16 protein-coding genes are annotated in these 25506 nt (G+C 43.9%); 9 read left to right on the top strand and 7 right to left on the bottom strand.

All coding sequences use genetic code 11. The features are described 5' to 3' along the window. Nucleotides 1-676 precede the first annotated feature (676 nt). The 8 genes from GPLA_RS20755 to GPLA_RS20720 all read left to right on the top strand — a co-directional run bounded on the left by GPLA_RS20755 (nucleotide 677) and on the right by GPLA_RS20720 (nucleotide 11717). On the top strand, nucleotides 677-3652 hold the full coding sequence (locus GPLA_RS20755; protein WP_007106983.1) for a TonB-dependent receptor: 2976 nt from the start codon (nucleotides 677-679) through the stop codon (nucleotides 3650-3652). Nucleotides 3653-3848: 196 nt separating this feature from the next. Continuing rightward, the gene (locus GPLA_RS20750; RefSeq protein ID WP_007106982.1) at nucleotides 3849-4937 is read left to right on the top strand and encodes a polysaccharide lyase family 7 protein; all 1089 of its coding nucleotides are present in this window, start codon (nucleotides 3849-3851) and stop codon (nucleotides 4935-4937) included. 121 nt (nucleotides 4938-5058) lie between these two features. After that, a complete protein-coding gene (locus GPLA_RS20745; protein ID WP_007106981.1) occupies nucleotides 5059-7299 on the top strand; it encodes a chondroitinase-B domain-containing protein in 2241 nt (746 codons plus the stop codon). A gap of 163 nt (nucleotides 7300-7462) precedes the next feature. Then, nucleotides 7463-8224 (top strand): SDR family NAD(P)-dependent oxidoreductase, encoded by a 762-nt coding sequence (locus GPLA_RS20740; protein ID WP_007106979.1) that lies wholly within the window; start codon nucleotides 7463-7465, stop codon nucleotides 8222-8224. Between the two features lie 75 nt (nucleotides 8225-8299). Continuing rightward, on the top strand, nucleotides 8300-8734 hold the full coding sequence (locus GPLA_RS20735; RefSeq protein WP_040515569.1) for an RbsD/FucU domain-containing protein: 435 nt from the start codon (nucleotides 8300-8302) through the stop codon (nucleotides 8732-8734). Between the two features lie 98 nt (nucleotides 8735-8832). Then, complete coding sequence (locus GPLA_RS20730) at nucleotides 8833-10071, top strand: Nramp family divalent metal transporter (RefSeq protein WP_007106977.1); 1239 nt, start codon at nucleotides 8833-8835, stop codon at nucleotides 10069-10071. Nucleotides 10072-10084: 13 nt separating this feature from the next. Continuing rightward, the gene (locus GPLA_RS20725; protein WP_007106976.1) at nucleotides 10085-10573 is read left to right on the top strand and encodes a gluconokinase; all 489 of its coding nucleotides are present in this window, start codon (nucleotides 10085-10087) and stop codon (nucleotides 10571-10573) included. 43 nt (nucleotides 10574-10616) lie between these two features. Then, nucleotides 10617-11717, top strand: a complete 1101-nt coding sequence (locus GPLA_RS20720; RefSeq protein WP_007106975.1) for a polysaccharide lyase family 7 protein — start codon at nucleotides 10617-10619, stop codon at nucleotides 11715-11717. 82 nt (nucleotides 11718-11799) lie between these two features. On the opposite strand, the gene GPLA_RS20715 is transcribed toward GPLA_RS20720, so the two are convergent. From GPLA_RS20715 to GPLA_RS20700, 4 genes are all read right to left on the bottom strand, one after another. After that, complete coding sequence (locus GPLA_RS20715; RefSeq protein ID WP_007106974.1) at nucleotides 11800-12876, bottom strand: class I mannose-6-phosphate isomerase; 1077 nt, start codon at nucleotides 12874-12876, stop codon at nucleotides 11800-11802. Between the two features lie 138 nt (nucleotides 12877-13014). Continuing rightward, nucleotides 13015-14256 carry an Nramp family divalent metal transporter gene (locus GPLA_RS20710; protein WP_040515566.1) on the bottom strand — a complete coding sequence of 414 codons (1242 nt, stop codon included), beginning with the start codon at nucleotides 14254-14256 and terminating at the stop codon, nucleotides 13015-13017. 117 nt (nucleotides 14257-14373) lie between these two features. Then, nucleotides 14374-15573 (bottom strand): mannonate dehydratase, encoded by a 1200-nt coding sequence (uxuA, locus tag GPLA_RS20705; protein WP_040515564.1) that lies wholly within the window; start codon nucleotides 15571-15573, stop codon nucleotides 14374-14376. A 15-nt stretch (nucleotides 15574-15588) separates the two neighbouring features. Further along, on the bottom strand, nucleotides 15589-17046 hold the full coding sequence (locus tag GPLA_RS20700; protein ID WP_007106970.1) for a mannitol dehydrogenase family protein: 1458 nt from the start codon (nucleotides 17044-17046) through the stop codon (nucleotides 15589-15591). 507 nt (nucleotides 17047-17553) lie between these two features. Between GPLA_RS20700 and GPLA_RS20695 the strand changes: the two genes are divergently transcribed. After that, a complete protein-coding gene (locus tag GPLA_RS20695) occupies nucleotides 17554-20571 on the top strand; it encodes a TonB-dependent receptor (protein WP_007106967.1) in 3018 nt (1005 codons plus the stop codon). A gap of 414 nt (nucleotides 20572-20985) precedes the next feature. Here the strand turns inward: GPLA_RS20695 and GPLA_RS20690 are convergent, their stop codons facing one another. The 3 genes from GPLA_RS20690 to GPLA_RS20680 form a co-directional block, all read right to left on the bottom strand. Then, nucleotides 20986-22320 (bottom strand): MATE family efflux transporter, encoded by a 1335-nt coding sequence (locus GPLA_RS20690; protein WP_007106966.1) that lies wholly within the window; start codon nucleotides 22318-22320, stop codon nucleotides 20986-20988. A gap of 229 nt (nucleotides 22321-22549) precedes the next feature. After that, nucleotides 22550-23314, bottom strand: coding sequence for a 2,5-didehydro-3-deoxy-L-galactonate 5-reductase (locus GPLA_RS20685; protein ID WP_007106965.1), 765 nt, complete (start codon nucleotides 23312-23314; stop codon nucleotides 22550-22552). A gap of 114 nt (nucleotides 23315-23428) precedes the next feature. Then, nucleotides 23429-25495 (bottom strand): DUF4962 domain-containing protein, encoded by a 2067-nt coding sequence (locus GPLA_RS20680; RefSeq protein ID WP_007106964.1) that lies wholly within the window; start codon nucleotides 25493-25495, stop codon nucleotides 23429-23431. Nucleotides 25496-25506: the final 11 nt, after the last annotated feature.

Here is a 25506-nt window from a genome sequence, read left to right as displayed (position 1 = left end):
CCAAGAGAGGCTTGTCGAGCAGATCGTCAAGCCTCTCTTTCTCCCTCCCGGCAAAACGTATCAATACCTCAAACCATCAACATACTGCTCATTTCAATCCTTCCCACGTACATCTCGCTCTCACTGCCTACAAAGACATTCATTTAGCGATAGATGATTATATTTACAGCATGTTAGCCATTAACAAAATACCTTTTTCAAAAACAATATGCCGGACCAATGTTATTTATTTCTATTACCAATATGTTTTTATTAGAACGGGTATTTGGGCTTTTATTCTGCTTCAGCAAAAGACTACACATTTATATTTTAAATTGAGAGCGCATTACTCGCTATCCTTAAACAGTCAATACATCAAGCGCAAATAAAAATAAAAACACAATAAATACAAACAGTTAATTAGAAAAATGCATAATCCCGACATACTAAATCGACTATCAGGCAATAAAAATATTATAGCTAAAAATCAATGAATTACTTTAATAAAAACAAAATCATCAATATACGCAACAACTTAGCTACAAAATCAACAAAATATAAACTAATTGGTAATATGAATTTGTAAACCAAAAGTAAATGAGATATAAATGCACTCGCAAAATTTAGCACCGAACAACTCATTACCTTACAACACTGCAACAATATTGGTCATACCAATTTAGTGGAGACATACAATATGCAAGGCTCACCAATGAAACTGAACAAAATAAGTGCCCTTTTTAATAATACGAGAACTAAGGCTAACAACTTAGCTATTTTCGGCGCAGCTTTGACAGCAATGTTAGCTGCCCCTGTTGTGTCAGCTCAATCGGATGTCACTTCGGAAACTCAAGATGTAGAAGTCATTCAAGTTCAAGGTATTGCGGGTAGTTTAGCGGAGTCAGCGCGTCAAAAACGCTTCGATGCTCGTATCGTAGACGCTATTGTTGCCGAAGATATAGGTAAATTACCTGATAACAATATAGCCGAAGCCCTGCAACGTATTACCGGCGTGTCTATTAGTACTGATTTTGGTGTAGGTGAGTCCGTTACCATTCGTGGTATTTCGCAAAACCGTGTTGAATTAAACGGTCGCTCAACTTCAGGCAGCGGTCGTGGTGGTATCAGCTTAGATGACTTCCCTTCAAGTTTCTTAAAAACAGTTGAAGTCATTAAGTCTCCTACCCCTGAAATGATTGAAGGCGCATTAGGCGGCACGATCAACATGACAACAGTTCGACCACTGGAGCTAGAAGAGCCACTTATCGCCGTTACCTTAGATGGGGAATATGCTGACAAAACTGAAAATTGGGCACCTATGTTCAATGCAGCAGCAGGCACAAACTGGGACTTAGGTGATGCTGGTACCTTCGGCGCCTCTGTGGTGGTCTCTTATCAGGATCGCGAGTTACGTCGCGATGAATTCATTAACCTTGTTACGCCCACAGAACTTGACTTAGATGGTGACGGTACCAGCGACCAAGCAAACACCGCGAGCGGCAACTACCTTGTCAGAAGTCAGAACACGGTTGAACAGAAAACGGAACAGCGTGAGCGTACCGCATTAGGTTTGTCATTGCAGTGGGCACCTAAAGACAGCGATGGCTTTATTTATTTGGATATTAACACCACTGAACTTGATGGTGGCCAAGAAGCATACTCTGTATTGAATGACAGTAAAGATTACGGCGATTTAGTGCTCGATAATGCTTACGGCGATGGTCAAGGCCAGCTGCATAATTTTGGTTCAGGAAGTGTTTTTGTACAGCCTAAAACATGGTCTGATTTTACAACCAATGAATCGATCTCAAATGCATTGGGCGGTGAGTTTCAGTTAACAGACCAATTGAAAGTGTCTGGTGAAATCTCCTATGCAAAGTCCGAAGCTAAACGCAGAAACTCTGAATTTAATTTGCGCCCTATTTCTCGTGAACAATACGATGCCGACGGCACTATTACTGAGCATTTATTCACCATTACTATGACCCAAGATGGTGACAAAGTACCCGGTCTTGCGTTCTCTGATGAAGATGCCCTCCTTGACCCAAATAACTTGGCGATCCGTCAGTTTACACACCAAAGATACTCTGAGGATAACGAAGAAACCGCCATTCGTTTTGATGTGGAATATGTTGAACCTTTTGCTGGGTTAGAATTTCTTCGCTCCATTAAAGCAGGTGTGCGTACGACCGATAGTGAATATGAGCTAGACAGATTCGATCTTAGAAACAACGGGGATGAGCTTAAAAACCTACAAACCAGTGTGTCTTATGATGGAGTCGTTACCCCTACTTGGATAGGTGATTTCAATGATGCCTTTGGTGGATTCAAGCAAGTTAACCATTCAAACTCATTCGATCAAAGCGGTATTTCAGGCAATAACGCGTTAACCAACTACTTCGTTTATGACGGTGCGGCGTTAGCTTATGACATCAATGGAACCTACGACCGAGTAAAACAAATGCTTGCCGGTAGTAACCTGGAACTAACAGGTACCCTTGATGAAAATATGGCTCGCAACACGGGTTCTTACGCGAAAATCGAAGAAGAAACCCAAGCCATATATACCCAGTTTAATTTGGACTTTGATCGCTTAACGGCAATTGTTGGTGCACGGTATGTGACCACAGATTTAACCTCTAGTACATTTAATGAAGAAGCTAAGCACGATTACGCTGACTTCTTACCCAGCATTAATGCTACGTACAACCTGACGGATTCAACTATCTTACGTTTTGCCGCAGCTAAAGTAATGCGCCGCGCAGAATTCGGTGAACTAAGCCCAGCATTGAACGTTGATAACTCCTTAGTAACAGGCTCACAAGGCTCGTACCAGTTAGACCCCTATCGTGTAACACAATACGATTTGTCAGCTGAGCATTACTTTGGTCAAGGCGGCTTGATGTCCGCGGCTATTTTCTACAAAGACGTTGAATCATTCACCGTCAGTAGCAGTTCTTGCCAAGCGAATCCCGATACGGTTGAAGGGCAAAACGTGACGGAATACGTCAACGTTTGTTTGCTCGATACTGCCGGTGTGGACCAAGCCAATGTGAATTACGCCACAAGCGATCAAGACCTTGCCTACGTTGAAGGACAAAGAGACGCAGGCCTAACGGGTATTGTCATTAACACAGATATAAATGGCGGCAGCGGTAAAATAGTCGGTATCGAATTAGCCTACCAACAACAATTCAGCTCGTTACCCGGTGCATGGTCTGGCCTAGGTGTTAGTACAAACTATACCTATGCCGACAGTGAGCAACCCGATGGTAATCCGCTTTTGGATATCTCTAACAACACAGTCAACGCGCAAGTTTACTGGGAATATGAAGGTTGGCAGGTGCGCTTAGCATACAACTGGCGTGACAAGTATCTTGATACGCAAGATGAGAAACGTGTCCGTCCTGTCGGTGCTTTAGCAACCGGTATTTATAACCGTACCGACCCAAGTGCCGAATTCTATGACCCGACTTTAGGTAACAACTACCGTGATGCGCGAGGTCAATTTGACTTCTCTGCCAGCTACGACGTTAACGAAAACCTGACATTGGTTGCCAATGCCGTGAACTTAACGGGGGAGCCAATTCGTCAAGTCACCGAGCTTGGCAGTATTTGGCAATATAGCGAAGCGGATCGCCGCATGACCGTTGGTGTAAGAGCCAAGTTCTAATCTTTGAGCGCCTAGGCTTGATATTGAGTATCAAGCCTTCTATCAAGAGCCTATTGATCTAATAGGCTCTTCCTTTTACTAAACGCGTGTTCAATTAGCAAATTGCCAACCGTTATTAAGCAACTAAATACCTGAATAACGTTGGATAAATTACCACGGTAACAGACAAAACAATACGGGATGGAATATAACCAATATGCACACTAAATTTTCAGTTTCACTTGCTTGCGTTCTGCTCGCTGGCTGTGGCAACACCACAACCTCAACAGAAGCCCCTCAAAAACCGTTAAGTACCGTAAAACAACTACCTGCAAGTAAGTTTGATCTAAGTCATTGGTATCTCACCGTTCCCCTAGATGAAGACAATGACCAAGTCTCTGACATATATGATGTGCCAGCTATAAAGCACTTTTCCCATTCTGACTTTTTCTATCTAGATGAAAATAACCATTTGGTTTTTGCTACGCCTAACCGTGCAGCAACAGAGCGAACGTCGACTAATACCCGAAGTGAACTACGTTATATGATCCGTGGCAATAACGTATCGATTCCCGAAGGTGCGCCAAGTAATAATTTTGCGCTAGCAGCGAATAAATCAGCTGAGCAATATGCTTCCGTGGGCGGAAAACTAACTGCCACCTTACACGTTGACCACGTGGCTCAAAATGCAGGATATCCCCACAAGCCCCCTGCTTACTCAGTGGTGGTGGGCCAAGTACATTCATTCCAACTTGATGATGCTATGCAAGTTCCCGGACTTGGCTGGGGTAACGAGCCGTTAAAAATCTCTTATAAAAAATGGCCAAATCATGAAAAAGGCTCGGTTTTTTGGACCTATGAACGAAACCTTGCCAAGGACGACCCAGACAGAATTGACATTGCGTACCCTGTTTGGGGCAGCAATTGGGATGATGCAACTGATCCCGGTGACGACGGTATCGCACTGGGTGAAGAGTTTAGCTATACGATCAATATATATAACAACGTCATGCATCTTGTTTTTACCAGTGCCAAGCATGGCACTGTCCATCAACAAATAAATTTGGCTGACAATACGGATGCCAATGGTGAAATAGACAAAGCGGATTATCCCTTCGCATACAAGGATGAAACCCTGTATTTCAAAGCAGGAGCGTATAACCAATGCAGCACCAAGTTGAATGCTCCTAGCTTTCGTTATCCGGCTTGCCCCGGAACCGGCGATTGGGCAACAGATGTAGCCAATGGAGACTATACAAAAGTAACCTTTTCATCGTTAGTGGTTGGCCCAGCATCACCTATGTAGACAAGTTATAAACGACAACATTGCCCAGTGACACCGTGGACACCCCGGCGAAGAAAGGCAGTGTTGCCAGCAGATTAATCTTGAATAAGAACGTACCATTTACCATCAGGAGCATAAAAACATGGCGAAGGTTGCTAAAGTACCTTTTTTTCCTTTTATATTATTACTCACGTTAGTTTCTTTATCACACGTGAGTCACGCTGCTCTAGTTAAAAATATTGAGCAATTTAATAAAGCCGCAGCATCCGTCAAACCAGGAGAAAAGATTGTTCTGGCAAACGGGACGTGGAAAGATGTGGAACTGATTTTAAAAGCGAAAGGGCTTGCCGATAACCCCATCGAATTAAAGGCTCAAACTCCAGGTAAAGTGATCATTACGGGCAAATCTAACCTCGCATTTTCTGGTGAGTACATTGTTGTATCAGGCTTAGTTTTTAAAGATGGCGCTACGCCAACGGGCGAAGTCATTTCATTCAGAACATCCAACGAAGACGTAGCAAATCACTCTCGAGTAACCAATACGGTGATCGATAACTTTAGTACTGACTTGCGTCAAATGTCTGATCTATGGGTGGCTATGTACGGCAAGAACAACCGCTTTGACCACAACTCTTTGGTCAATAAACGTAATCGCGGTGTGACGTTAGCGGTTAGAATGAATACCGAAGCGAGTCGCAAAAATCATCATGTGATTGAGTACAACTACTTTGGCCCAAGACAAATACTCGGTGCCAATGGCGGCGAGACATTACGTATAGGCACTAGTCATTTTTCCCGTGAGTATTCAAATACCACAGCACAATACAATTATTTTGACCGCACGAATGGTGAGCATGAAATCATTTCTAATAAATCCAGCGGTAACTCCTTGCTCAAAAATGTCTTTTTTGAAACTCAAGGTACACTCACTATGCGTCATGGTCATTTCACCAAAGTGGAAGGTAACTATTTCCTAGGTAATCGCAAGCCTAATACCGGCGGTATTCGTATCATTAACGAAAGCCAATCAGTCAGTAATAACTATATGTACGGGCTAACTGGTCAGCGTTTGCGCGGCGCATTAGTCATTATGAACGGCGTGCCCAACTCACCGCCTAATCGCTACGACCCTGTTATCGACTCAGCCATGAACAACAACATCGTTATCGACAGCGATCACATTGAACTTGGTGCTGGTGCAGACGAAGAACGCTCTGCTCCCCCTACGACGTCAGAATTCAGCGGAAACATCATTCTAGGTAAGTCCAACCTCGAACCATTTACTTTGTATGACGATATGTCTGGCATCAACTTTACAGGTAACTACCTAAACGAAGAAGCCAGTACACCGATTACGTCTGGTTTTGCCAGCACGCCTTACTCCGTTACAACCAATCAATATGGCTTGCAGTCTCCCGATAAAGCCCTGCTAGATCAAATTGGCTTTGGCGAAGTAAAACTGCCAGTGACCAAAAAAGAAGTCGGTGCTGACTTTTACGTCAAAGATGAAGGCAAGGTGGCATTTCAAAGTGGTAAACACACTAAGGTAAAAGCAGGAACCGATACGCTCATTAATGCTCTAGCGGCTAGCCAGCCCGGTGATGTTTTAATGCTTGAAAATGGCGGCGAGTACCTGCTGACCAAATTCGCTGAGGTGCACCACCCCATCACCATCATGGCGCAAGAAGGTAAAAAGCCTATTATTCGTTCGCAAAAACCGAACTTTATCAACATTGAAAATGGCGGTGGCCTAGAAGTTGAGAACCTATGGTTTGATGGAGCTGAATCCCCTGATTACAAAGGCAATACGATCATCAGTACCAGTGGTTATTCGATGAATATTAACTACAACTTGTCGGTACGCAACGTGAAAGTAACCGACCTTGATGTGAATGGTTACTTTTACTTCTTCAAGGCCAACGCGGGCACGTTCGCTGATTCCATTGAAATTCTTAACTCAGAATTTAGCAATATTACCGGTGCCATTTTGCAATTAAATCGTGAAGTCGACGATTTAGGTGTGTACAGCGTTGAAAACCTTGTCATTTCGGGTAACACCTTCACCGATATTAAAGAAGAGGTGGCTACGGTTTATCGAGGCGGTACTGATGAAAGTACCTTTGGTCCTATGGTCACGGTAACCAACAACACCCTAAGTAATGTCGGTAAAGGATCGACCCATAGATCAGGCGCGTCAATGTATTTTCATGGGGTGCAAAAGCTCAACATTTCACATACCACTTGGGATAAGAGTGCGCCGTTGGAGCTGTTCTTAACCAACGGAGAGCCTATTACGGTTATCGAAGATGTTGAGATGAAAGACACTGGCAAAATCCGCGCAAACAATACTGAATTTGAAGCCAAAAATGTGACGTACGATTAGTTTACCGTGTGCCATGCGTACCGGCGATTCATGCTGATGAATCGCCCAAAGCAAAAGATTCAAGGCGCCATAGGCGCATTTTCAAACAACAGGGCATCGCGACGTTATCGCGATTAACCGCCCCAACATGATCAACGACTTTATCGAATTAGGAAACGCAGCAATGACAAAGTTAACTGGCAAAAACGTACTTATTACCGCAGGTGCACAAGGCATTGGCGAAGCCATCAGCAAACACTTAATTGATAGTGGCGCAAACGTTGCTATCCATTACTTCTCTAGTGCTGACACAGCGAACCAATTGGTCGAATACGCAATCAGCAAAGGCCAAAAAGCGGTGGCGATAAGTGCTGACTTAACTAACGAGACTGAAGCGAATGCGATGGTCGAACAAACCGTAGACGCGCTTGGAAGTTTGCACATACTTATCAACAACGCAGGATCCCTTGTCGCAAGGCGATTACTAAACGAAATGGATGCCGAGTTCTGGCACAAGGTTATGGACATTAACCTTACCTCTACGATGTTTGTGACACGCGCCGCAGCACCTTATCTAGGCAAACATGAAAGCAGCAGTATTGTTAATCTGGCATCTCTGGCTGGCCGTAAAGGTGGGCACCCAGGGTCATTAGTCTATTCCACTAGCAAAGGCGCCATTCTCACGCTAACACGCGCTCTATCTGCTGAACTAGGACCACAAGGTACTCGAGTCAACGCTGTCGCACCTGGGCTTATTCTAGGTACCTCGTTTCATAATACTCACACAACCAAAGCCTCAGCGGAGCAAACGATTGCAGGTATTCCTATTGCGCGCGCAGGCAACGCAGATGATGTAGCACGAGCAGTGGTTTATCTGGCATCTGAATACGACGGTTTTATCACAGGCGCCACACTCGATATCAACGGCGGCGTATACAATATGTAGTTGATTGTTGAAGCATAAACAATCTTGCGCTCATTGGCGCTACTTTCTATTCGGCCATTTAAAAAAGATAATTTGATGCTTAAAACAGCGGTAATACACCCGACCATTATGGAAGCTCTCGCTCGCTCTGGGCATTTTGCCCAAGTTGTCATTGCTGACGGCAACTTGCCGGTAGGGGCTATGACAGGACCGAACTCAACGACGGTACATCTTAACTTTCGTCCAGGTTTGTTAGATGCCTTAACCGTGCTCGAAGGCATACTTGAAGTTTGTCCGGTTCAAGGCGCAATTGTGATGGAGAAACCCGTTGAGGCGAACGCGGAAATCCACGACGCCTACAAAACCTTACTTGGGGATGTAACGTGGGATGCGATGGAGCGCTGGGCTTTTTACGACAAAATCCGAGAGCCCGCTACGACTTTGATTATACAAACGGGTGAACAGCGTCGTTTTGCCAATATTATCCTCACTGTGGGGGTGGTAAAAATGGCAGAAGAAAGTGGCTTTTAAGCGTTAAGCATAAATGACTATCAAGCACGATTGAAACCCGTATAGCAGGCTATAAAGCCTGCAACTAATAATATTTCAGTTCATTTTGGGGAATAATAATGTCAGCATTCATTAGAGCTATTCTGAGTTTTGGTCCAGCGTTTTTAGCCATTGGTTATACCATAGGCACTGGCAGTGTTACGGCAATGATTGTCGCAGGTAGCACCTTTGGCATGCAGTTGTTGTGGGTTTTGCTGTTAAGCTGCTTGTTTTCAGGGGTCCTTATTTACGCCTATGGTAATTTTGCGTTAGTAACGGGAGAAACGGCCCTTTATAGTTTTAAAAAACACCTTAAATTCGGTAAGGTGATTGCTATCCTTATCATCATAGGTGTGTCCTTCGGTCAATGGAATTCACTGACTGGCATACTGGGGATTTCCTCCAATATTTTATTTGAAATGATCGCCATGTACTTCCCTGCGGTGATCCCACATAAATATGCTGTGGTAGTGACAATAGCCGTGCTCGTGATAAGCATCATGTATGCAATATTGCTAATCGGGAAGTACTCATTATTTGAAAAAATTCTGGTGATCTTTGTATCCTGTATGGGGCTATCCTTCATATTGTCACTGTTTGTGGTGCACCCAATGCCCGTTGAAGTCATGCGCGGACTGATACCCGTTATACCCGATGTAGTGGGTGGTAAAATGATGGTAGCGGCTTTTGTTGGCACAACCATGGCCTCGGCCACTTTTCTGTCTAGACCTTTGTTTATTCAAGGCAAGGGCTGGGGCATTGCTGACAGAGCGCAACAAAAGAAAGATGCGATTGTTGCCGCTGTACTGGTGTTTGTTATTAGTGGTTCAGTTATGGCTGTAGCCGCAGGCGCTTTGTTTCATGAAGGAAAACAAGTTACAGACGTACTAGATATGGTCAATGCCCTTGAACCCATAGCCGGCAAAGGTGCACTGACTGTCTTCTTTTTCGGTACGCTTGCCGCTGGTTTATCTTCGGTGTTCCCGTGTATGTTAATTGCCCCACTGCTAATAGAAGATTACCGCTCGGGTAAATTGGACACCCAATCTACCCAGTTTCGTATCATCACGGGTATAGCAGCGTTATTTGCCCTCACTATTCCGGTATTTGGTTTCAACCCCGTTAAAGGACAGTTATTAACCCAGGTCTTTAACGTATTTGTTTTGCCATTGGTTATCTTGGGGATCATTTTAATGATCAATAAGAAAAAAATGATGGGGGAACATGCTGCGGGCTACTTGCTCAATATCGTATTAGGCTTAGCGTTTATGTTTTCTATTTTGATTTCGTTTAACGGTATTCTTGGGCTTATAGAATAATAAAGGATAGAAAATGATTCTGATTGTATGTGGAGTATCAGGAACGGGGAAATCAACCATAGGCAATATGTTAGCTGAAAAGCTAAGCCTGCCTTTTTATGACGCAGATGATTTTCATCCCCAGTCTAATGTGCAAAAAATGCAAAATGGCACGCCGCTAAATGATGAGGATCGTCAGCCTTGGCTCGAGACTCTATCAGATAAATTAGCCTCATGGGAAAACGAAGGAGGCGCGGTACTTGCCTGCTCTGCTTTAAAAGCGGCATACCGTGACACCCTAGCCTCAAAATGCACAAGCAATATTGAGTGGATTATCCTGCATGGCTCAAAAGCCTTGCTGACTGAGCGTTTAGGCGCACGTAAAGGGCACTTTTTCGAGCCCCGATTATTGGACTCGCAACTCAGTACATTAGAACTACCTAATGATGCTGTTGTGGTGGATATACAGCCGCCACCAGAAGATATTGTGCAATCAATCGTGGCGCGCTTACACACTTTTTGAGTCCTTTAATAGGGCTACATCGAAAAATGACGGAGTATCAATTATGAAGATAACAAAATTAACGTTCCCCCCAGGCGCTAAATCATTCACCGCAATGGCCATAAGTATCTTAGCGCTTGCTGGTTGTAACTCTACTAGCAACGAAAACGACAAAACGGCGTTAGTGCCAGCGGATAAATTCGATTTAACCCACTGGAAGATAACCATACCAACCGATAACAATAATGATGGTAAGGTTGATGGCATCAGTACCAAGAAAATACAAACGTTTCAGCACCCTGATTATTTTTATCTAAATGACCAAGGTAATATGGTGTTCGCCACGCCGAATAAAGCGTTCACGACGCCTAACTCATCGAATACACGCAGCGAACTGCACCAAGTGGTTGCTGACATGGACGCCAAGAAGGACCGCTTTGCCGATAACTTCGCGTTGCAAAACAACAAACGTGCCCAGCAATACGGCCAGATAGGTGGCAACTTACAAGCAACCCTTGCAGTGAATCATGTTGCCAAACGTGCTAAATACCCAAACAAGCCGCCGGCTTTTTCAGTGGTGGTTGGACAAATTCATGCCACTAAAGACAAAAAAATCGTCGCTGAAGGTGAAGGCTATGGTTATGGCAATGAACCGTTAAAAATTTACTATAAAAAATGGCCGGAGCATAAGTACGGTTCAGTTTTTTGGAACTATGAGCGCAATCTCGCCAAAGAAAACCCAGACAGGCAAGACATTAGTTACTCGGTTTGGGGAACGCCATGGGATGAGGCAACAGACCCTGCTGAACAAGGCATTGCTCTTGATGAAAGCTTTAGTTACGAAGTGAACGTATACCATAATATCATGTATTTAACCTTTACTAGTCCTCGTCACGGTACTAAGCATTTTGCTATCAATTTAGCTAATAACGTCGATGCAAATGGCCAAGTTGATAAGCTTGATCACCCAAGCGGTTATAGCGGTGATGCTAACTTCTTTAAAGCGGGCGCTTATGATCAATGCAGTATCAAAGACGATCCGGGTATGTGGTATCCAGCCTGTTTAGGCACTGGCGATTGGGAAACAGACAAGAAAAATGGCGACTATGCGCAAGTGACCTTTTCACGTTTAGTGACAGGGCCCGCTATCGCACCGCAAAAATAACTCAACGAACAAAAAGCCATTAAGTAGTAATATAATACTGCTATTTAATGGCTTTATCACACAGTAAAAATGAATGGGTGAACTAGGTATGACCCGGGTAACATTCTAAAATAGACATACCAGACGCTGATTCATATGCAAATTCTGTCACCCCCGCTGGGCAGAAAAAACGCTCCCACTGCTTAAGCTCAGTTACTTCATCACCAATGCGCAGCGTGCCCGAACCGTGAGTTACTACGCCATAGAAGAAAGCCTCTTCATTTCGCTCAAACACGCCATTAACCGTCGCACGCCTGATGGTAAAACAGGAGGTATTTTTCGCACCTACCAGCTCCTCTAATGTGTTGCCTTGCTCATCGCTGTTAAGCACTGTGGGCTGACAACGAAACTCAGCATCGACTTTTTCTGGCACAATAGGGCTAAAGTCAAATACGTCTAAAGCCGTTTCAATTCCCCGCCCCATGAACCTAGCTTGCTCAGGAATAACGTACCCACAACGCTCAAATTCGAATCTGACGGCCAGGTCCGAAGGTTCCATAATCTCCAACATCAGTATGCCCTCACCTAGCGCGTGAGGGCGCCCCCCAGGAATGAGAAACACATCGCCTGTTTTTACTGGAATGCGATCGAAACAACTTTCGATTGATTTGATGTCTTGCTTTTCAATCCACTCTTTTAGCTGTTCGCGACTAGGCGGACGTTGAAAGCCTGCGTATATGTATGGGTCACTCACATCATCACGGGTTTCTAGGATAACGTAGGCTTCGGTCTTGCCCCTAGGTAAGCCAAGTCGCTCTTGGGCAAAAGCCCGGGTAGGATGAGCTTGAAAATGTAAACGGGTGGAACTATCCAAATATTTGACCAATGGAATGTCGTCCATAGAACGTTTGGTGTCACCGATACTGCCTAAAAAATACTGCGGATCCTTGTGCAATAAATCACGAAAGGGAATGGATTGCCCTTCATCGTCCGTTACCATGGCTAATCCCTCCGACACATGCTCGCGACCCACATTACGCGCTTCAACGGTAGAGCCAATCCAATCTTCTGGGAGGCTTGAATCTTGTGGACTGTCTTTGCCTTCAATCGTATCGAGCAACTTGCCACCTTGATAGGTTCGCCAAACACGATTAGCGCCGAACTTAATAATTTGATTCATAGTTTTATTTCCATTACTGCTAGCGGCGATGTTCTGTTAAACCATCAGCCAATGAGACTAAAATACTGACTAAGCATATATAGCACCTTGCTGCGAGCGGGAGTCCGCGCATAAACCAGCACACCCGCGGCTACCCGCTCACAAAGCCTGAAGCGTAGAGAGAATACCTGCGTAGCTCATGTAGCTCATAAACAATGCAAAGACAAAAATCATCGATAATATAACGTTGGTTGTGGTTGAGAATTTATGCTCACCCATTAAGCCACTTTTATTGCCGATATAGGCAATACAAGCAACCGTTGCAGGCAGTACTAACGCACCAAACGCTTGAGAGCCCACCATGACAGCGATAGGTTTAGCGTTAAAAATTGGCACGATTAAGCCTAATAGCGATATGACCAGAGCAATAATTCGATAGCTCGTTCGCTTGAGGTTAGTCTTGCGCTCATGAAAGTCATCTAACAACCAAGGGAGTAGTGCGACATTAGGGAACTGCGACGACACTCCAGCAGCTATTAAGCCGATGGTGAAGATAGTCACGGCCGCGGCGCCAGCTAAGGGTTCCAATAGATAAATCATTTGCGTCACATTGACTAATGTTATCCCTTGAGCATACAAAGAGCCTGCTGCGGCAGCCATTATCGAAGTGCTCATAATAAACATGAGAAATGCTGAAAAGAGTGCATCTCTGTTTTGGGTTTTCAAGTCGGCCATGGTCCAACCGGCTTCTTTAACCAGTATGGTCCTGAGTATGAACAACCCAGAAAAAACCGAAGTCCCCACCATAGACGCTATCACCAGAAAGGCGTTTTTATCTGCACTGGCTTCAGGTATTTTGGGGATCATACCTTTTAAAATTTCTGTAGCCGGCGGCATCAGAATAAAGAAATTAATTAAAAAACAGATAGCCATAACCGCAACTAAAACAGCCAAAACTTTCTCAAACACGTCAGTCTTACCAATCAGAAAAATAACGTACACAAAGGTGATAAAAAACATGGCGAAATACAGCGGCGATATTCCTCCGTCAATAAAGTTTTGCGACCATTCGTAACAGATGTCTGCCAAAATCCCCATCACGCCGATAACACTTCCACATATTTGCGCAGTCAAGGCTATGATAAAAAGTATGCTCACTGCCGGGTGGATATGCCGTTTAAAGGATTGCAATGCAGTCAAACCCGTCACCAAGGTGAACTTGCCAAAAAGGTGGATCAAAAAATAGGTGATGGCACAGGAGATGAAAATGGTCCAAAGCAAAGACATACCATAGTCCGCACCCGCTTTTGCCATGGCGGTCACGCTACCGGTACCTACATTAAACCCGAATAAAAATATTCCCGGCAGCAGTGACTTTATAAGCGTTTTTATATTTATCATTTTAGTGAGTACCGCATGTGAAATTAACAGAAAGTGAAGAATGACATTTTGTTAGAAGGGCTTCATTCCTCAGACCCGCGGGCACGTAGTACATGTACCCGCTAAGAGATGACGCCACTATTTTTGAGCGGACAATGCACGAATGACACCACGCACTTCAGCCAGGCCTTTCATTCGCCCGATACCCGAGTAGCCAGGGTTAACACTTTTACCGATATCGCCCATCATTTGATGCCCGTGGTCCGGACGAATAAAGATTTTTTGTCCCTCGGCTTCTTTTTCTGTACGTCTTGATTCTTCGTTCAATAATTCTTTTATCACCTGAACCATATCGATATCACTATCAAGGTGGCTGGCTTCTATAAAAGAGCGCTGTTCATCGGGATCTCTGCTCACGCCGCGAAGATGTGAAAAATGAATACGCGGTCCGAACTGCTTTGCCATGGCAGGTAAGTCGTTGTCTGGGCGACTGCTATAGGTTCCAACACACAAGGTGATCCCGTTTGATGGACTCGGCAGAGCTTGAAACAAGGTATTCAGATCATCAGCAGTACAGATGATCCGTGGCAGACCCAACATATCCCGAGGTGGATCGTCAGGATGAATGGCCAGTTTGACATCCATGGCTTCCGCTCGCGGCAGCACTTTTGATAAGAACGCAAACAGATTTTGACGCAAGGCATCACTGTTCATATCCTTATAATTCGCTAACATGCTGCGGAAATCGTCCAGACCGTAGCTGTCGGTCATTTTACCCGGCAGCCCAGCAATAATGTTATTGGTCAGTACTGTACGCTCAGCCTCCGACATGGCCTCAAAAACGAGTTTCGCTTGGGCGATTTCCCCAGCGCTATACTCGACTTCCGCATGCTCGCGCTTAAGAATGAAGAGATCAAAAGCGGCAAATTTTTTCTGGTCAAAACGCAGTGCATAGGCGCCACTGGGCAGCTTGAAGTTAAGATCGGTGCGAGTCCAATCGATGACAGGCATAAAATTGTAGCAGATAGTTTTTATGCCACACTGGGCCAAATTTTCCATCGACACAATCCAGTTTTCGACATATTTTTCATGGCCAGGGCGCGCAAGTTTAATGTCTTCATGCACGGGAATACTTTCTACAACGCTCCACGTCAGGGGCGCAAGACCAGGCTCACATTCTTCTATCAACAACTGGTGTTGACGTATTGCCTGCTGTGTCCAGATTTCACCAGTCGGTATCGAATGTAGCGCGCTGACTACATCAGTGGCACCTGTTTGTCGTATTTCATCTATGGTTACAGGATCGTTTGGTCCAAACCATCTCCAAGATTCGCGCATAATCGTTTCTCTATTTTAAGGATTAAAAAAAGTATCTATTGCTTGCTCTACGCCCATTTCACTAATGTTGCTGTGATATATCTGCACTGCGGCCATAAAAGGAACATCCTTGAAAAAATGAAACTTGTTTGCGCCTGCCAACGTCAGAAATGCCGCTACACTCCCCCCCTTGTTTGCTGATATACAGTGAGAGAATTCATCAGCCAAGGGGTCATTGAGATCATCATTCTGTAACGCTTTACGTATGAAACAGACCCAAGCCCCAAGTGCAAAAGCCAGATAGGATGTATCCCCGCCATGGCTAAGCCCATCATCAATAGTTGGCAGTATGCGTTGCTGAATTTTCTGCGAACTATCTGTGCCGACCTGTAATACGCCATAAGGTAAGTTGCCATTTTTAAAGCGCTGGAGTACCTGATTGATATAGGCTTCGCTACTGATCCCCTCAGGAACGGGGGTGACCGGCATCACGTTGAGTTTGAGTGCCTGTTCCGCAAATTGGGCAAGACATGGCCGTTGCAATGCTTCATGAATAAACTGATCCCCAGCCAGATAACCTAGCGCAGCCAGTATGGAATGTCCGGCATTTAGGAAGCGCAGTTTAATTCGCTCGAACGGTGCAATATCGTTGACAAAGAGCGCCCCAGCTTGCTCAAAGGGAGGGCGAATTCCAGCAAACCGGTCTTCAATTATCCACTGCGTAAATGGCTCTGCTGCAACAGGCGCTGCGTCGTATACACCAAGCTGAGCAGCCACTTGATCTTTTAGGTATTGGTCGGTCGCAGGTGTCACTCTATCTACCATAGAAGAGCTAAAAGCCACGTTCTTTTCAACCCACCTTAGCGTATCTGGACTATGACGCTCCAATAGCATCTGCACGCCTTGCTGTAAATGCTCACCGCCGCCGTGCATGTTGTCGCAGCACAGAATAGTCAGTGGGTCGCCTTGATTATCACTACGTTTAATCAGTGCCGCAGCAAGATAACCATAAATCGTTTTAGGCACGCTAATTGACGCAAGATCCCCCAACATGTCTGGATGCGCTCGATCAATCCCACCACTAGTTAAGTAATAACCCTTCTCGGTTATCGTCGTCGTGACCAACTGAGTTCCCCCATGGGCCACGACATCGATAACAGATTGAGGATCTTCGGGGCCAACCAACAGGTTCTGAATAGCGCCAATAACACGGTAGCTCGTGGTTTCACCGAGTATTGCCAACGTATATAAGTAATTTTGCGGCGCGAGATTGTCACGCATGACTGGCGAGCGCAAAGAGATACCTGTGATCCCCCAATTTGTCTCGCCTTTATTCAGTAACGTATCGCAATACACAGCTTGATGGGCGCGATGAAAATTGCCGGTACCAAAATGGACAACACCGCAAGAAACAGAGGTTAACGCATATTTAGGCTTATCAATGACTGGTTTTAGTTTGCGTAGAGAGGCGGTATTCAGTTGTTCTATTTTCATTAGGTTCCACTTTTATGCCTAAGCAGTTAGCCTTAATGGTATCTGTTGAGGCTCACTTTGAGCCAGCACCCCTATTACCAATAAGTTTCATCATCCGCTCAATTGTTAACGAAATCATTATGACCATTTCTGTATTGATGTCCAGCCTAACAAATATGAGTAAAAAATAAATCATCTTATATTGACTAAAACTTAGCTCTCTTCACCTTTAACAATGCAAAGCAACCAACATCAAACTGTTGATAAATAACAATAAAAAATCATATAAATCGTTTTGGTAACTTTACGACAGGTAAGTGGTATAACCAAAATAACATTAAACAACTTATTTATAATGACGCAAAGGTTGACCAATTTGTATTTTTGGAATATTTTTGTAACAACCTTGTTAGCGTTTTGCAGGCCTTATGTAATCTTGATGTTGCAAGGTGCAAAAACTAAAAATTAACGAAGTGGTGTGAGGGGGTTTTATTTAGTCCCTTTAAACGCTGCCCACGGAGACACAAAATGGCGCACAAACTATCTAGAATAACCTTAGCGGTACTATCAGCTACTTCGCTGAATTTCGCTTCCTCGGTTCTTGCTCAAGAAAATCAACCGGAAGCAGATCAAGATGTTGAAGTTATATCTGTATCTGGTATACGAAGCTCTCTTACCAATGCATTAGCGGAAAAACGCTCAGCTAATAATCTGGTTGAGGTCATTCAGTCAGAAGATATTGGTAAGCTGCCTGATCAAAACCTGGCTGAGGTGCTTGAGAACGTAACTGGCGTTCAAATTACCAGAACAGCAGGTGTAGGTACCGGTGTTCAAATCCGTGGTACAAACGCGAACCGCACCGAAATCAATGGCGTGTCTACTGTGGGCTCGGGTTCAGGTCGAAGCGGGATTAATTTTGAAGATGTCTCAGCAGCCATTATCTCTGCCGTTGAAGTCACCAAAGCACCTTCAGCGAAAACCATTGAAGGCTCTGTAGGTGGTACTGTAAATTTAAGAACTATCCGCCCGCTTCAACTAGACGAAACGTTGGCTTCAATAAGAGTACAAGGTGAGAATAGTAGCCTTTCAACTGATAGCACATTTACCCCAAGATTATCAGGCACCTTTGGTGACAACTGGGAATTAGACGCAGGTAGGTTTGGTGCTGTATTTAGTGCCAGCTATTCTGAGCAAGATGTAACTGCATTTCGTCCTCGAACTGACCGTGATAACTCAGTAGCCTCTGCTAGCGGTGTTGCTAGCGCTCAATCATTCGATTATTTACCTATTCAATTCTTCGTTCAAGATTACGATAACTATGAATACGAAACCAAAAACTTTGCCGGTACGTTAGAATTCGCCCCCAATGACAATACCAAGTTTTTCTTTGACGTTGTGATTAACGACCAAGAGCGCAGACAAGAAAGCTCAAGAATTCAAGCATCGGGTATCAGCGGCCTTAAAGACTTCGCCGCTCCAACTGGTTTTGAAACCGTTAACTTCGGGTCTTTAGATGGCGTGAATCTAGGCAGTATACAAGCGGCAACGCAGGGTGTTATTCCACTTGACGCTGACGGATCAGATGGTAACTTACGCTTTTCAGGTGATACCAACTCTCGTATTACCAAAAGCGAAATATACAGATTAGGCGGTGAATGGACAGGTGAAAATCTTAAATTCAGTGTAGAACTAGCATCATCGAGTTCTGATACTACCACCCCAAGCTTTAACACTACACTTAACTTTATCAACCCTAATTCGCCTCTTGATTCAGCGACCTTATTAGCAAATGCTGAATTAAATGCAGCCAATGCGGATAATCCTGATTGGGTTGAGCTTTATGATTCAAATGAGAATGGAACGCCTTTCATATATGACCTCACTGGCGGTGCATTAGCCTTTGGTATTCCAACAGGTGATGCGACAGCGCCCACTGCAGAGCAACTACTTGACCCTGCTAACGTTGTATTACGTGATGTTAATATCGGTCGAAATAAGTCTGAAAATGGCGAAGATGCTTTCCGTACGGATTTTACTTACTATATAGATAGCATAATCACCTCAGTCGATGTGGGTTATCGTTACAGCAAAGTAACTAGTCTGCTCGATGAAATTAGCTCAAACGTGGGTTTGCGAGATATCGCTGATAGCCCCTCAGGCGATCTTTTCTCTGAGCTTCTTGTTGCCGGCCCTGACAACTTTAACGATGCCGATGGTAGAGAGTTGTATGTGCGTGACTTCTTAGTTCTTGATGCAGAACGCGTTGCCTCTGACCCAGATGGTGCATTAGCTATTTTGCAAAATGCAATTGATCAGCACGGTGGCTCAGTTTCAATTGATGCTCCTACATCAAGTTCGGCTGGTTTCTTTGATATCGAAGAAAAAACCCACGCTTTATATGCACAAGCTAATTTTGAGCATGGTATGTTTCGCGGTAACTTCGGTCTTCGTTACCTTCAAACTGACGTAACATCAACCGGTAACTCAATTACTGAAGATGGTGATGGAAATCAATTAGTGTCACAAGTCACAACAAAGGGCGATTATAACTTTGTATTACCTCGAATTAACTTAGTCGCTGATGTGCACGATGATGTTGTTGTGCGCGCGGGTTGGGGTAAAGACATTCGTCGTCCTGATTTTAATGAGCTGTCTACTTCTGTTACCTTTTCTACTAGCCCTAACCCGGCAGTATCAATCGGTAACCCTGGTTTACAGCCTGAAGAAGTAACCTCATTCGATTTATCAGCTGAGTGGTATTTTTCTGAAGCAAGCGTACTTAGTGTTGGTTTTTTCCATAAAAAACGTACTGACCTGTTCGTACAACAACAATCGAACCCGTTTGAAGATTCAGTCACTGGCTATCGTGATATAACCGACCCGTGTGAAGGCGGCGGTATTTTCAACCCTATCGCGGATGTAAACGTATTTGGTCCTGAAGTAGGCGTTGGTGTTTGTGTACCGACCACTACGCAAATCAATGATTCAGGGGAAACCACTCAGAAAGGGATTGAATTTGCCCTTCAATATGACTTAGCGAGCTTTGAAGATGATTTAGGCTGGGCATCTGGTTTCGGTATTATTGCTAACTATACCATTCAAGAGTTCTCGGGTGGCGAAGCGGTTAATGGCGCAACGAGTCGTGCAAACACAGTATTTGCACTGTCTACGGGGGTTGATGATATAAACGTAACCGCTGTACAAGGCTTACTTGACCTATCTGAAAATGCTTATAACTTTACGCTTTACTACGAAAAGTATGGTGTTTCAGCTCGTATGCGTTACACATGGCGTGAAGCGTACCGCTCAACAGACTTTGGCAGTACTTCAAGCCTTCCTTGGGGCTTCCCAGTGGTGCAAGAAGACCGAGGACAGCTTAATGCCAGCATCAATTACGATGTAAATGATCAGTTGAACATTGGTATTGAAGCAGTCAACATCACTGAGTCTGAAGTTGAGCAGTCTTGTATTAATGAAGGTGCCCTGTTGTGTTACCAAGGCCTAACAGACCGCCGTATTACTGCAGGTGCTACTTACCGCTTCTAATGACTTTGGTTGAAAGTTCACGTTTTTCAAAGTGTGTAATAAAGCAATAACTTATTAACCCCAGCCTAGCGCTGGGGTTAATTATTTCTGCTTCTTAACAAGCAACATAAATGAACATTGCGACTTGCAGTCCCACTCTTGAATTTTTCTATTAACCTATATGAGCTGCCCAGCTTATCCTGGATCTAACAAAAATCGCCCACAACTGATTAAAAATTATCAGCGATACTTCTATTAAAAAGACTGTTTTAAATGAGCAACACCTTTATCTAATCGCTATCCCTAATTACTCTCAAATAAATGGGCAGGTATTAATACCGCCTTATTACAAACCTCTGGCTTGTGACGTGGTCTTGATGATTTCTCGGTATATATGGCTTAGTAAAACATTATCAAATCAGACATTAGCAATGATTACTCTAGAGCTAGCCGGTTGATGTAGCGCCACTTAAAGTGGTGGAAGGGTAATGTTTTGAGTAATTCTTCAATTGGTATCATGGCGAATGCCCAAAAAATAGAAACGTCGAACTGTAAGACCAAAAGCGCGCAGATTGGCAGAGATATAAGCCACTGGGTAAAAAAGTGAATTTTGAGTACCAAATTGCTATCGCCAAGCGCCCGTAAAATATTTCCCGCAACTGTGTTGTAAGCACGAATAATAGGCAGAACAATATACAGTGGTGCGATGATCATTAATGCCGTCTGGGTATCCTGTTCAATATCAGGGTAGATAAATTGCAGACATTGACTGAGTATAAAGAAGAACCCGGCAATAATTACCGACAACAAGGTTCCCACATGCGTACAGCTAGCAATAAATAACTTTAACTCCCCAGCCTGCCTTTGACCAAGCGCCTGACTAATACTAATGCCCGATGCCTGGGCCCAAGCGTTAGGAAATTGCGTACCGGCACGGATCCAAGGAAAGATTAAAGTGATGGCAACGAATGAGAACAGCTCAAGTTGGGCAAATAATAGTTGGTAGACAGTAGCACCGATGGAGAGAACAAAAAAATTAGCCGCAATGGGATAAATTTCGGCATATTGAGGAGGGATTTCCGCCCAGAATCGTCTGTTTTTAGGGTATCTTAAGTCGACTGTATCGTCTCTCTTTAGTGCGAAATATAAAAACGCAGCTCGCAAAAATACCGCCAGTAAACTCCCCCAAGCAGCTCCTTCAACACCGAGCCCCTCATATGTAGAAAACCCGTTTATCAGTAAATAGCTTAATAAAGCATTGACTGGTAGTTCAATCATAAAGCCTTTTAAGGGGACTTTCGTTTTGCCACTGCCATTGCAAAAAGCACTGCACACCTGGGTGTAAGCGGTAATTAAAACGATGTATTTGGTAATTGATATATATGTGTCAGCCAACTTCGCTAATGCGGGATCATCGGTAATGAGGGCCACCAGTTCACTGCCAAAAAAAGCCAGGATAAACAGAAAAACGAATGATGTTGAAATATTGATTAATAGCCCAGACCAATAGGCGATCGCAAGTTCAGCTTGATTATTACAGCCAAACGCCCTGCCAACGAGCAATTGAATACCATTGCCAATGGCAATCTCAATACCCAATACAAATGCCACTATGGTCGTGGCGATCCCCATGGCGGCAACGGGCAGTTCACCCAGTGGTGCAACCAAAAACGTATCAATCATTAACATCGACTGAACTAATAAGGCATTAACAGCCAAAGGCCAAGCCAGGGCCAAGTTCCGCTGAATGTATCTATTGAAATTGATCAAAAAACGGCTTCCTTAACGCGTTAATGAGTACAGAAAAATGTGACAAGTAACGGTCGAGGCTGCTATATGACTTTAAAATATATGGCGTTTCTAGGCATATAGCCGTTGGCTGTTTACAACAGTAAATAGACACAACGCCAACCGCTATAATACAAGCAATGCTTGCTCATCTGTTCAGGAACAGCCTTTGTTCATCCGCTACTCTAGCGCCGGTATGATGCCTAGATGGCTATCTTCCCATCCACCCACCATCAACCACTAATATCGTACCGTTAACATAGCTCGCAGCTTCAGAAGCTAAGAATACAGCGGGGCCTTTAAAATCATCTGGATCACCCCAGCGACCCTGCGGTATCCGCCCGAGAATAGCCGCGGATCGCTCTGCATCATTTCGCAAAGCTTCGGTATTGTCGGTATCTACATATCCAGGTGCAATGGCATTGACATTGACACCTTTTCCCGCCCACTCATTTGACAAGGCCATGACCAGCTGTCCAATTGCTCCCTTGCTGGCGGCGTAACCAGGCACAGTGACTCCACCTTGAAACGTCAGTAAGGATGCGGTGAATATAATTTTTCCAGCACCGCGAGCGACCATTTCCTTGCCAATTTCACGGCTCAGAATGAACTGAGAGTTTAAATTAACATCAATGACCTTATCCCACAGTTCATCTCCATGCTGGGCAGCAGGGGCGCGTAATATAGTGCCCGCGTTATTGACTAAAATATCAATTTGGGCAAAATCAGCTTTAACCTTTTCAATAAATGAATACAGCGCTTTTCTATCAGAAAAGTCACATTGATAGCCTTTAAAATTTCGTCCTAGGGCATGCACTTCTTTTTCAATTTCAGAGCCGGTTAATTCCAAGCTAGCGGAAACACCGATTATATCCGCGCCAGCAGCAGCAAGTCCCAGCGCAATACCTTTTCCAATACCACGCTTACAACCTGTGACTAAAGCAACCTTACCTTTTAAACTAAATTTATCTAACATTTCAATTCTTTCCCAATAACATTCACGACGACTAGACAGTCTAATCAACCGGTAATCATCAACAAAAATGACCTATTGATTCAGCAGGTCACCTGCTATTTATCTGCACGAGTCCTACATAACCCCATCGTATTGAGTGGTTTTCAGTGTGTTACCCAATTTATCTTTTAGAATAGAAATCCATTTCGATTTAGATTGAATGTCGTCATATACAATGTTGTTGTCATTGGAAAAGAGAAACACTTCTATGTGATTTTTTGACTTAATCTCGACCCCAATACAATTGTCCCCTTGGAGTGATTGAACAGTAATATCCTGACTCAGGGCATCTTGCAGTGCGTCTTTAGGTTGTAATACATTTAAGAAATAAGCGTTGTGGCTTTTCTCAGGATTTTCAATCAATAATGTTTTCAAACTGATACGCCGAATATCGTCAGGGCGTTGTGGTGTCATTATCTCTTCAACCAATGTTTCATCTACGTTTGTGCTACGGGCCTCTGGAAACACAGTAAATACATTCAATGCGCCCTTACCATTAACAATTTCAAACTGATTTTCGGCTACTTGATTTGCATATTTTTCAGAGTGCATGCGCCAGGTATATGTATGTTCGAGCTTACTTTCCAGCTCATCAAGGAATATAAAGTAACCACATTCGCTATTGATGATGTGCCGAGCATTGCGCGTTAACGCCATCTCGGGATAATACATTCGACTCGATTCGCCAACCACGTAGGTATACCCATTTTCAGTAGAGAAAGCCTCTACTTGTGCAATCGCATCCTCAGGTACATCTCGCCAAACGTTGTGAATACCTTTGCAATTTAAATCAAAGCGCTCAGGATCGCTCAAATCACCTTCTTGCCATATTTTTTCCCCCACACACCCCGTACCATCGACCGTAATCAAATTATGTACTTCAGCTTTAGAGGTTCGGTTGTAACCGTCATCAATTGCTAATGACGCGCCGTTATGTATCAATATAAAGTGATTAAAATCGACGTGATAGTGGGTCAGGCTGCGAGTTTTCCAATCATTTTTTTTATCTAACTCCCAGCTGAGTTTCCATTGTTTGTGACCACCAGCAGGGCTTGATTTAAAGGAAAGGTGGGTGGCATCAGTTTCCCAACTTGAACGCATGACGACAAGCCCAAGGTCAGGGAAATACTTAGTTAATGGCAGGTTTTCAGGAGACTGAGGCTCTACTTCAGGTTTATACCAAATCAATTCTAGAAACGCTTCAGGTAAGATACCTGGGAAGATTTTACTTTCACTGGCCTCTCTAAACAGAAACTTGCTGCGGACCAACTCACCCAACCATTGCGCTTGACCATTTGAGTACTCAGCGGCAATTTTATAATACGCAGAGATTGAATGAGAACTTCGTCTGTCATGCACATCGGCAAAGTTAATATTCTCTTCCCAGTTTGGTGCTGACTGATAAATACGGTAATCGAATGAATTCTTTAAAAATCCAGCTTGGAAATAATCAGGTCCCCCATCTTGGCGAATATAGTCAGCGGCACTGAGGAAGAAGTTGATAGCGTAACGCCAATAACCGGTACCTTCATAATTGGAGCCATCCTCAGGTAGATATTCAAATACTTTTTCAAAGTTATCTTTTATCTCATCAATCCATACTTGAGCGCCTTGGTGTTCTGCACGAATGGCATAAGCAGTGGTCAACAAACCTGAATAGTTGATCCAGTTATGGTTTTGCCAATAGTTAGTAGACCAACAATGCCCTAAGTTTTCTTGGCCATAATTGAATATTTTATTACCTTGAAGGATCAGCTTATTTAGAAACTTATTGCGCTCGTCTTCTGATAAATAATCTTTAAGCCAGTCATACGATAACCCCAAACCATATAACATCCAGGATGCACTGAGATCCACATCCACAAGAAATCCATAACCCCATACGTCGTAGTCCACAGCGGTAAAAATCCAGCGCTTTGCTTCTGCAAGATAATGCTCCTGCTCTGTAAGCAGATAAGCCAAGCTTAAGTTTGCTGCAGCCATACCCATATAGGTAATACTGGTGTGAGGATGCACTTTCGAGAGCACTTCATTTTCATACAAACGACATTGCTCTATCAGTCGAGTCAAATGTTCCTTACGCGAGGTTTTAAGCTCTGATTTAAGCACATCAAGCTGGTCGTTAATAAGTAAATAATTCATTGTTCATTCCT

The organism is Paraglaciecola polaris LMG 21857 (genome assembly GCF_000315055.1).
GTDB lineage: Bacteria > Pseudomonadota > Gammaproteobacteria > Enterobacterales > Alteromonadaceae > Paraglaciecola > Paraglaciecola polaris.
This window is presented reverse-complemented; position numbering and strand designations above follow the sequence as displayed.

Bases quoted from the DNA above. Each gene is read 5' to 3' on its own strand.
- GPLA_RS20740 (WP_007106979.1), top strand. From the start codon at position 7,463: ATGACAAAGTTAACTGGCAAAAACGTACTTATTACCGCAGGTGCACAA.
- GPLA_RS20710 (WP_040515566.1), bottom strand. From the start codon at position 14,256: ATGATAAATATAAAAACGCTTATAAAGTCACTGCTGCCGGGAATATTT.
- GPLA_RS20725 (WP_007106976.1), top strand. From the start codon at position 10,085: ATGATTCTGATTGTATGTGGAGTATCAGGAACGGGGAAATCAACCATA.
- GPLA_RS20685 (WP_007106965.1), bottom strand. From the start codon at position 23,314: ATGTTAGATAAATTTAGTTTAAAAGGTAAGGTTGCTTTAGTCACAGGT.
- GPLA_RS20735 (WP_040515569.1), top strand. From the start codon at position 8,300: ATGCTTAAAACAGCGGTAATACACCCGACCATTATGGAAGCTCTCGCT.
- uxuA (WP_040515564.1), bottom strand. From the start codon at position 15,573: ATGCGCGAATCTTGGAGATGGTTTGGACCAAACGATCCTGTAACCATA.
- GPLA_RS20755 (WP_007106983.1), top strand. From the start codon at position 677: ATGCAAGGCTCACCAATGAAACTGAACAAAATAAGTGCCCTTTTTAAT.
- GPLA_RS20715 (WP_007106974.1), bottom strand. From the start codon at position 12,876: ATGAATCAAATTATTAAGTTCGGCGCTAATCGTGTTTGGCGAACCTAT.
- GPLA_RS20680 (WP_007106964.1), bottom strand. From the start codon at position 25,495: ATGAATTATTTACTTATTAACGACCAGCTTGATGTGCTTAAATCAGAG.
- GPLA_RS20750 (WP_007106982.1), top strand. From the start codon at position 3,849: ATGCACACTAAATTTTCAGTTTCACTTGCTTGCGTTCTGCTCGCTGGC.
- GPLA_RS20730 (WP_007106977.1), top strand. From the start codon at position 8,833: ATGTCAGCATTCATTAGAGCTATTCTGAGTTTTGGTCCAGCGTTTTTA.
- GPLA_RS20700 (WP_007106970.1), bottom strand. From the start codon at position 17,046: ATGAAAATAGAACAACTGAATACCGCCTCTCTACGCAAACTAAAACCA.
- GPLA_RS20745 (WP_007106981.1), top strand. From the start codon at position 5,059: ATGGCGAAGGTTGCTAAAGTACCTTTTTTTCCTTTTATATTATTACTC.
- GPLA_RS20695 (WP_007106967.1), top strand. From the start codon at position 17,554: ATGGCGCACAAACTATCTAGAATAACCTTAGCGGTACTATCAGCTACT.
- GPLA_RS20720 (WP_007106975.1), top strand. From the start codon at position 10,617: ATGAAGATAACAAAATTAACGTTCCCCCCAGGCGCTAAATCATTCACC.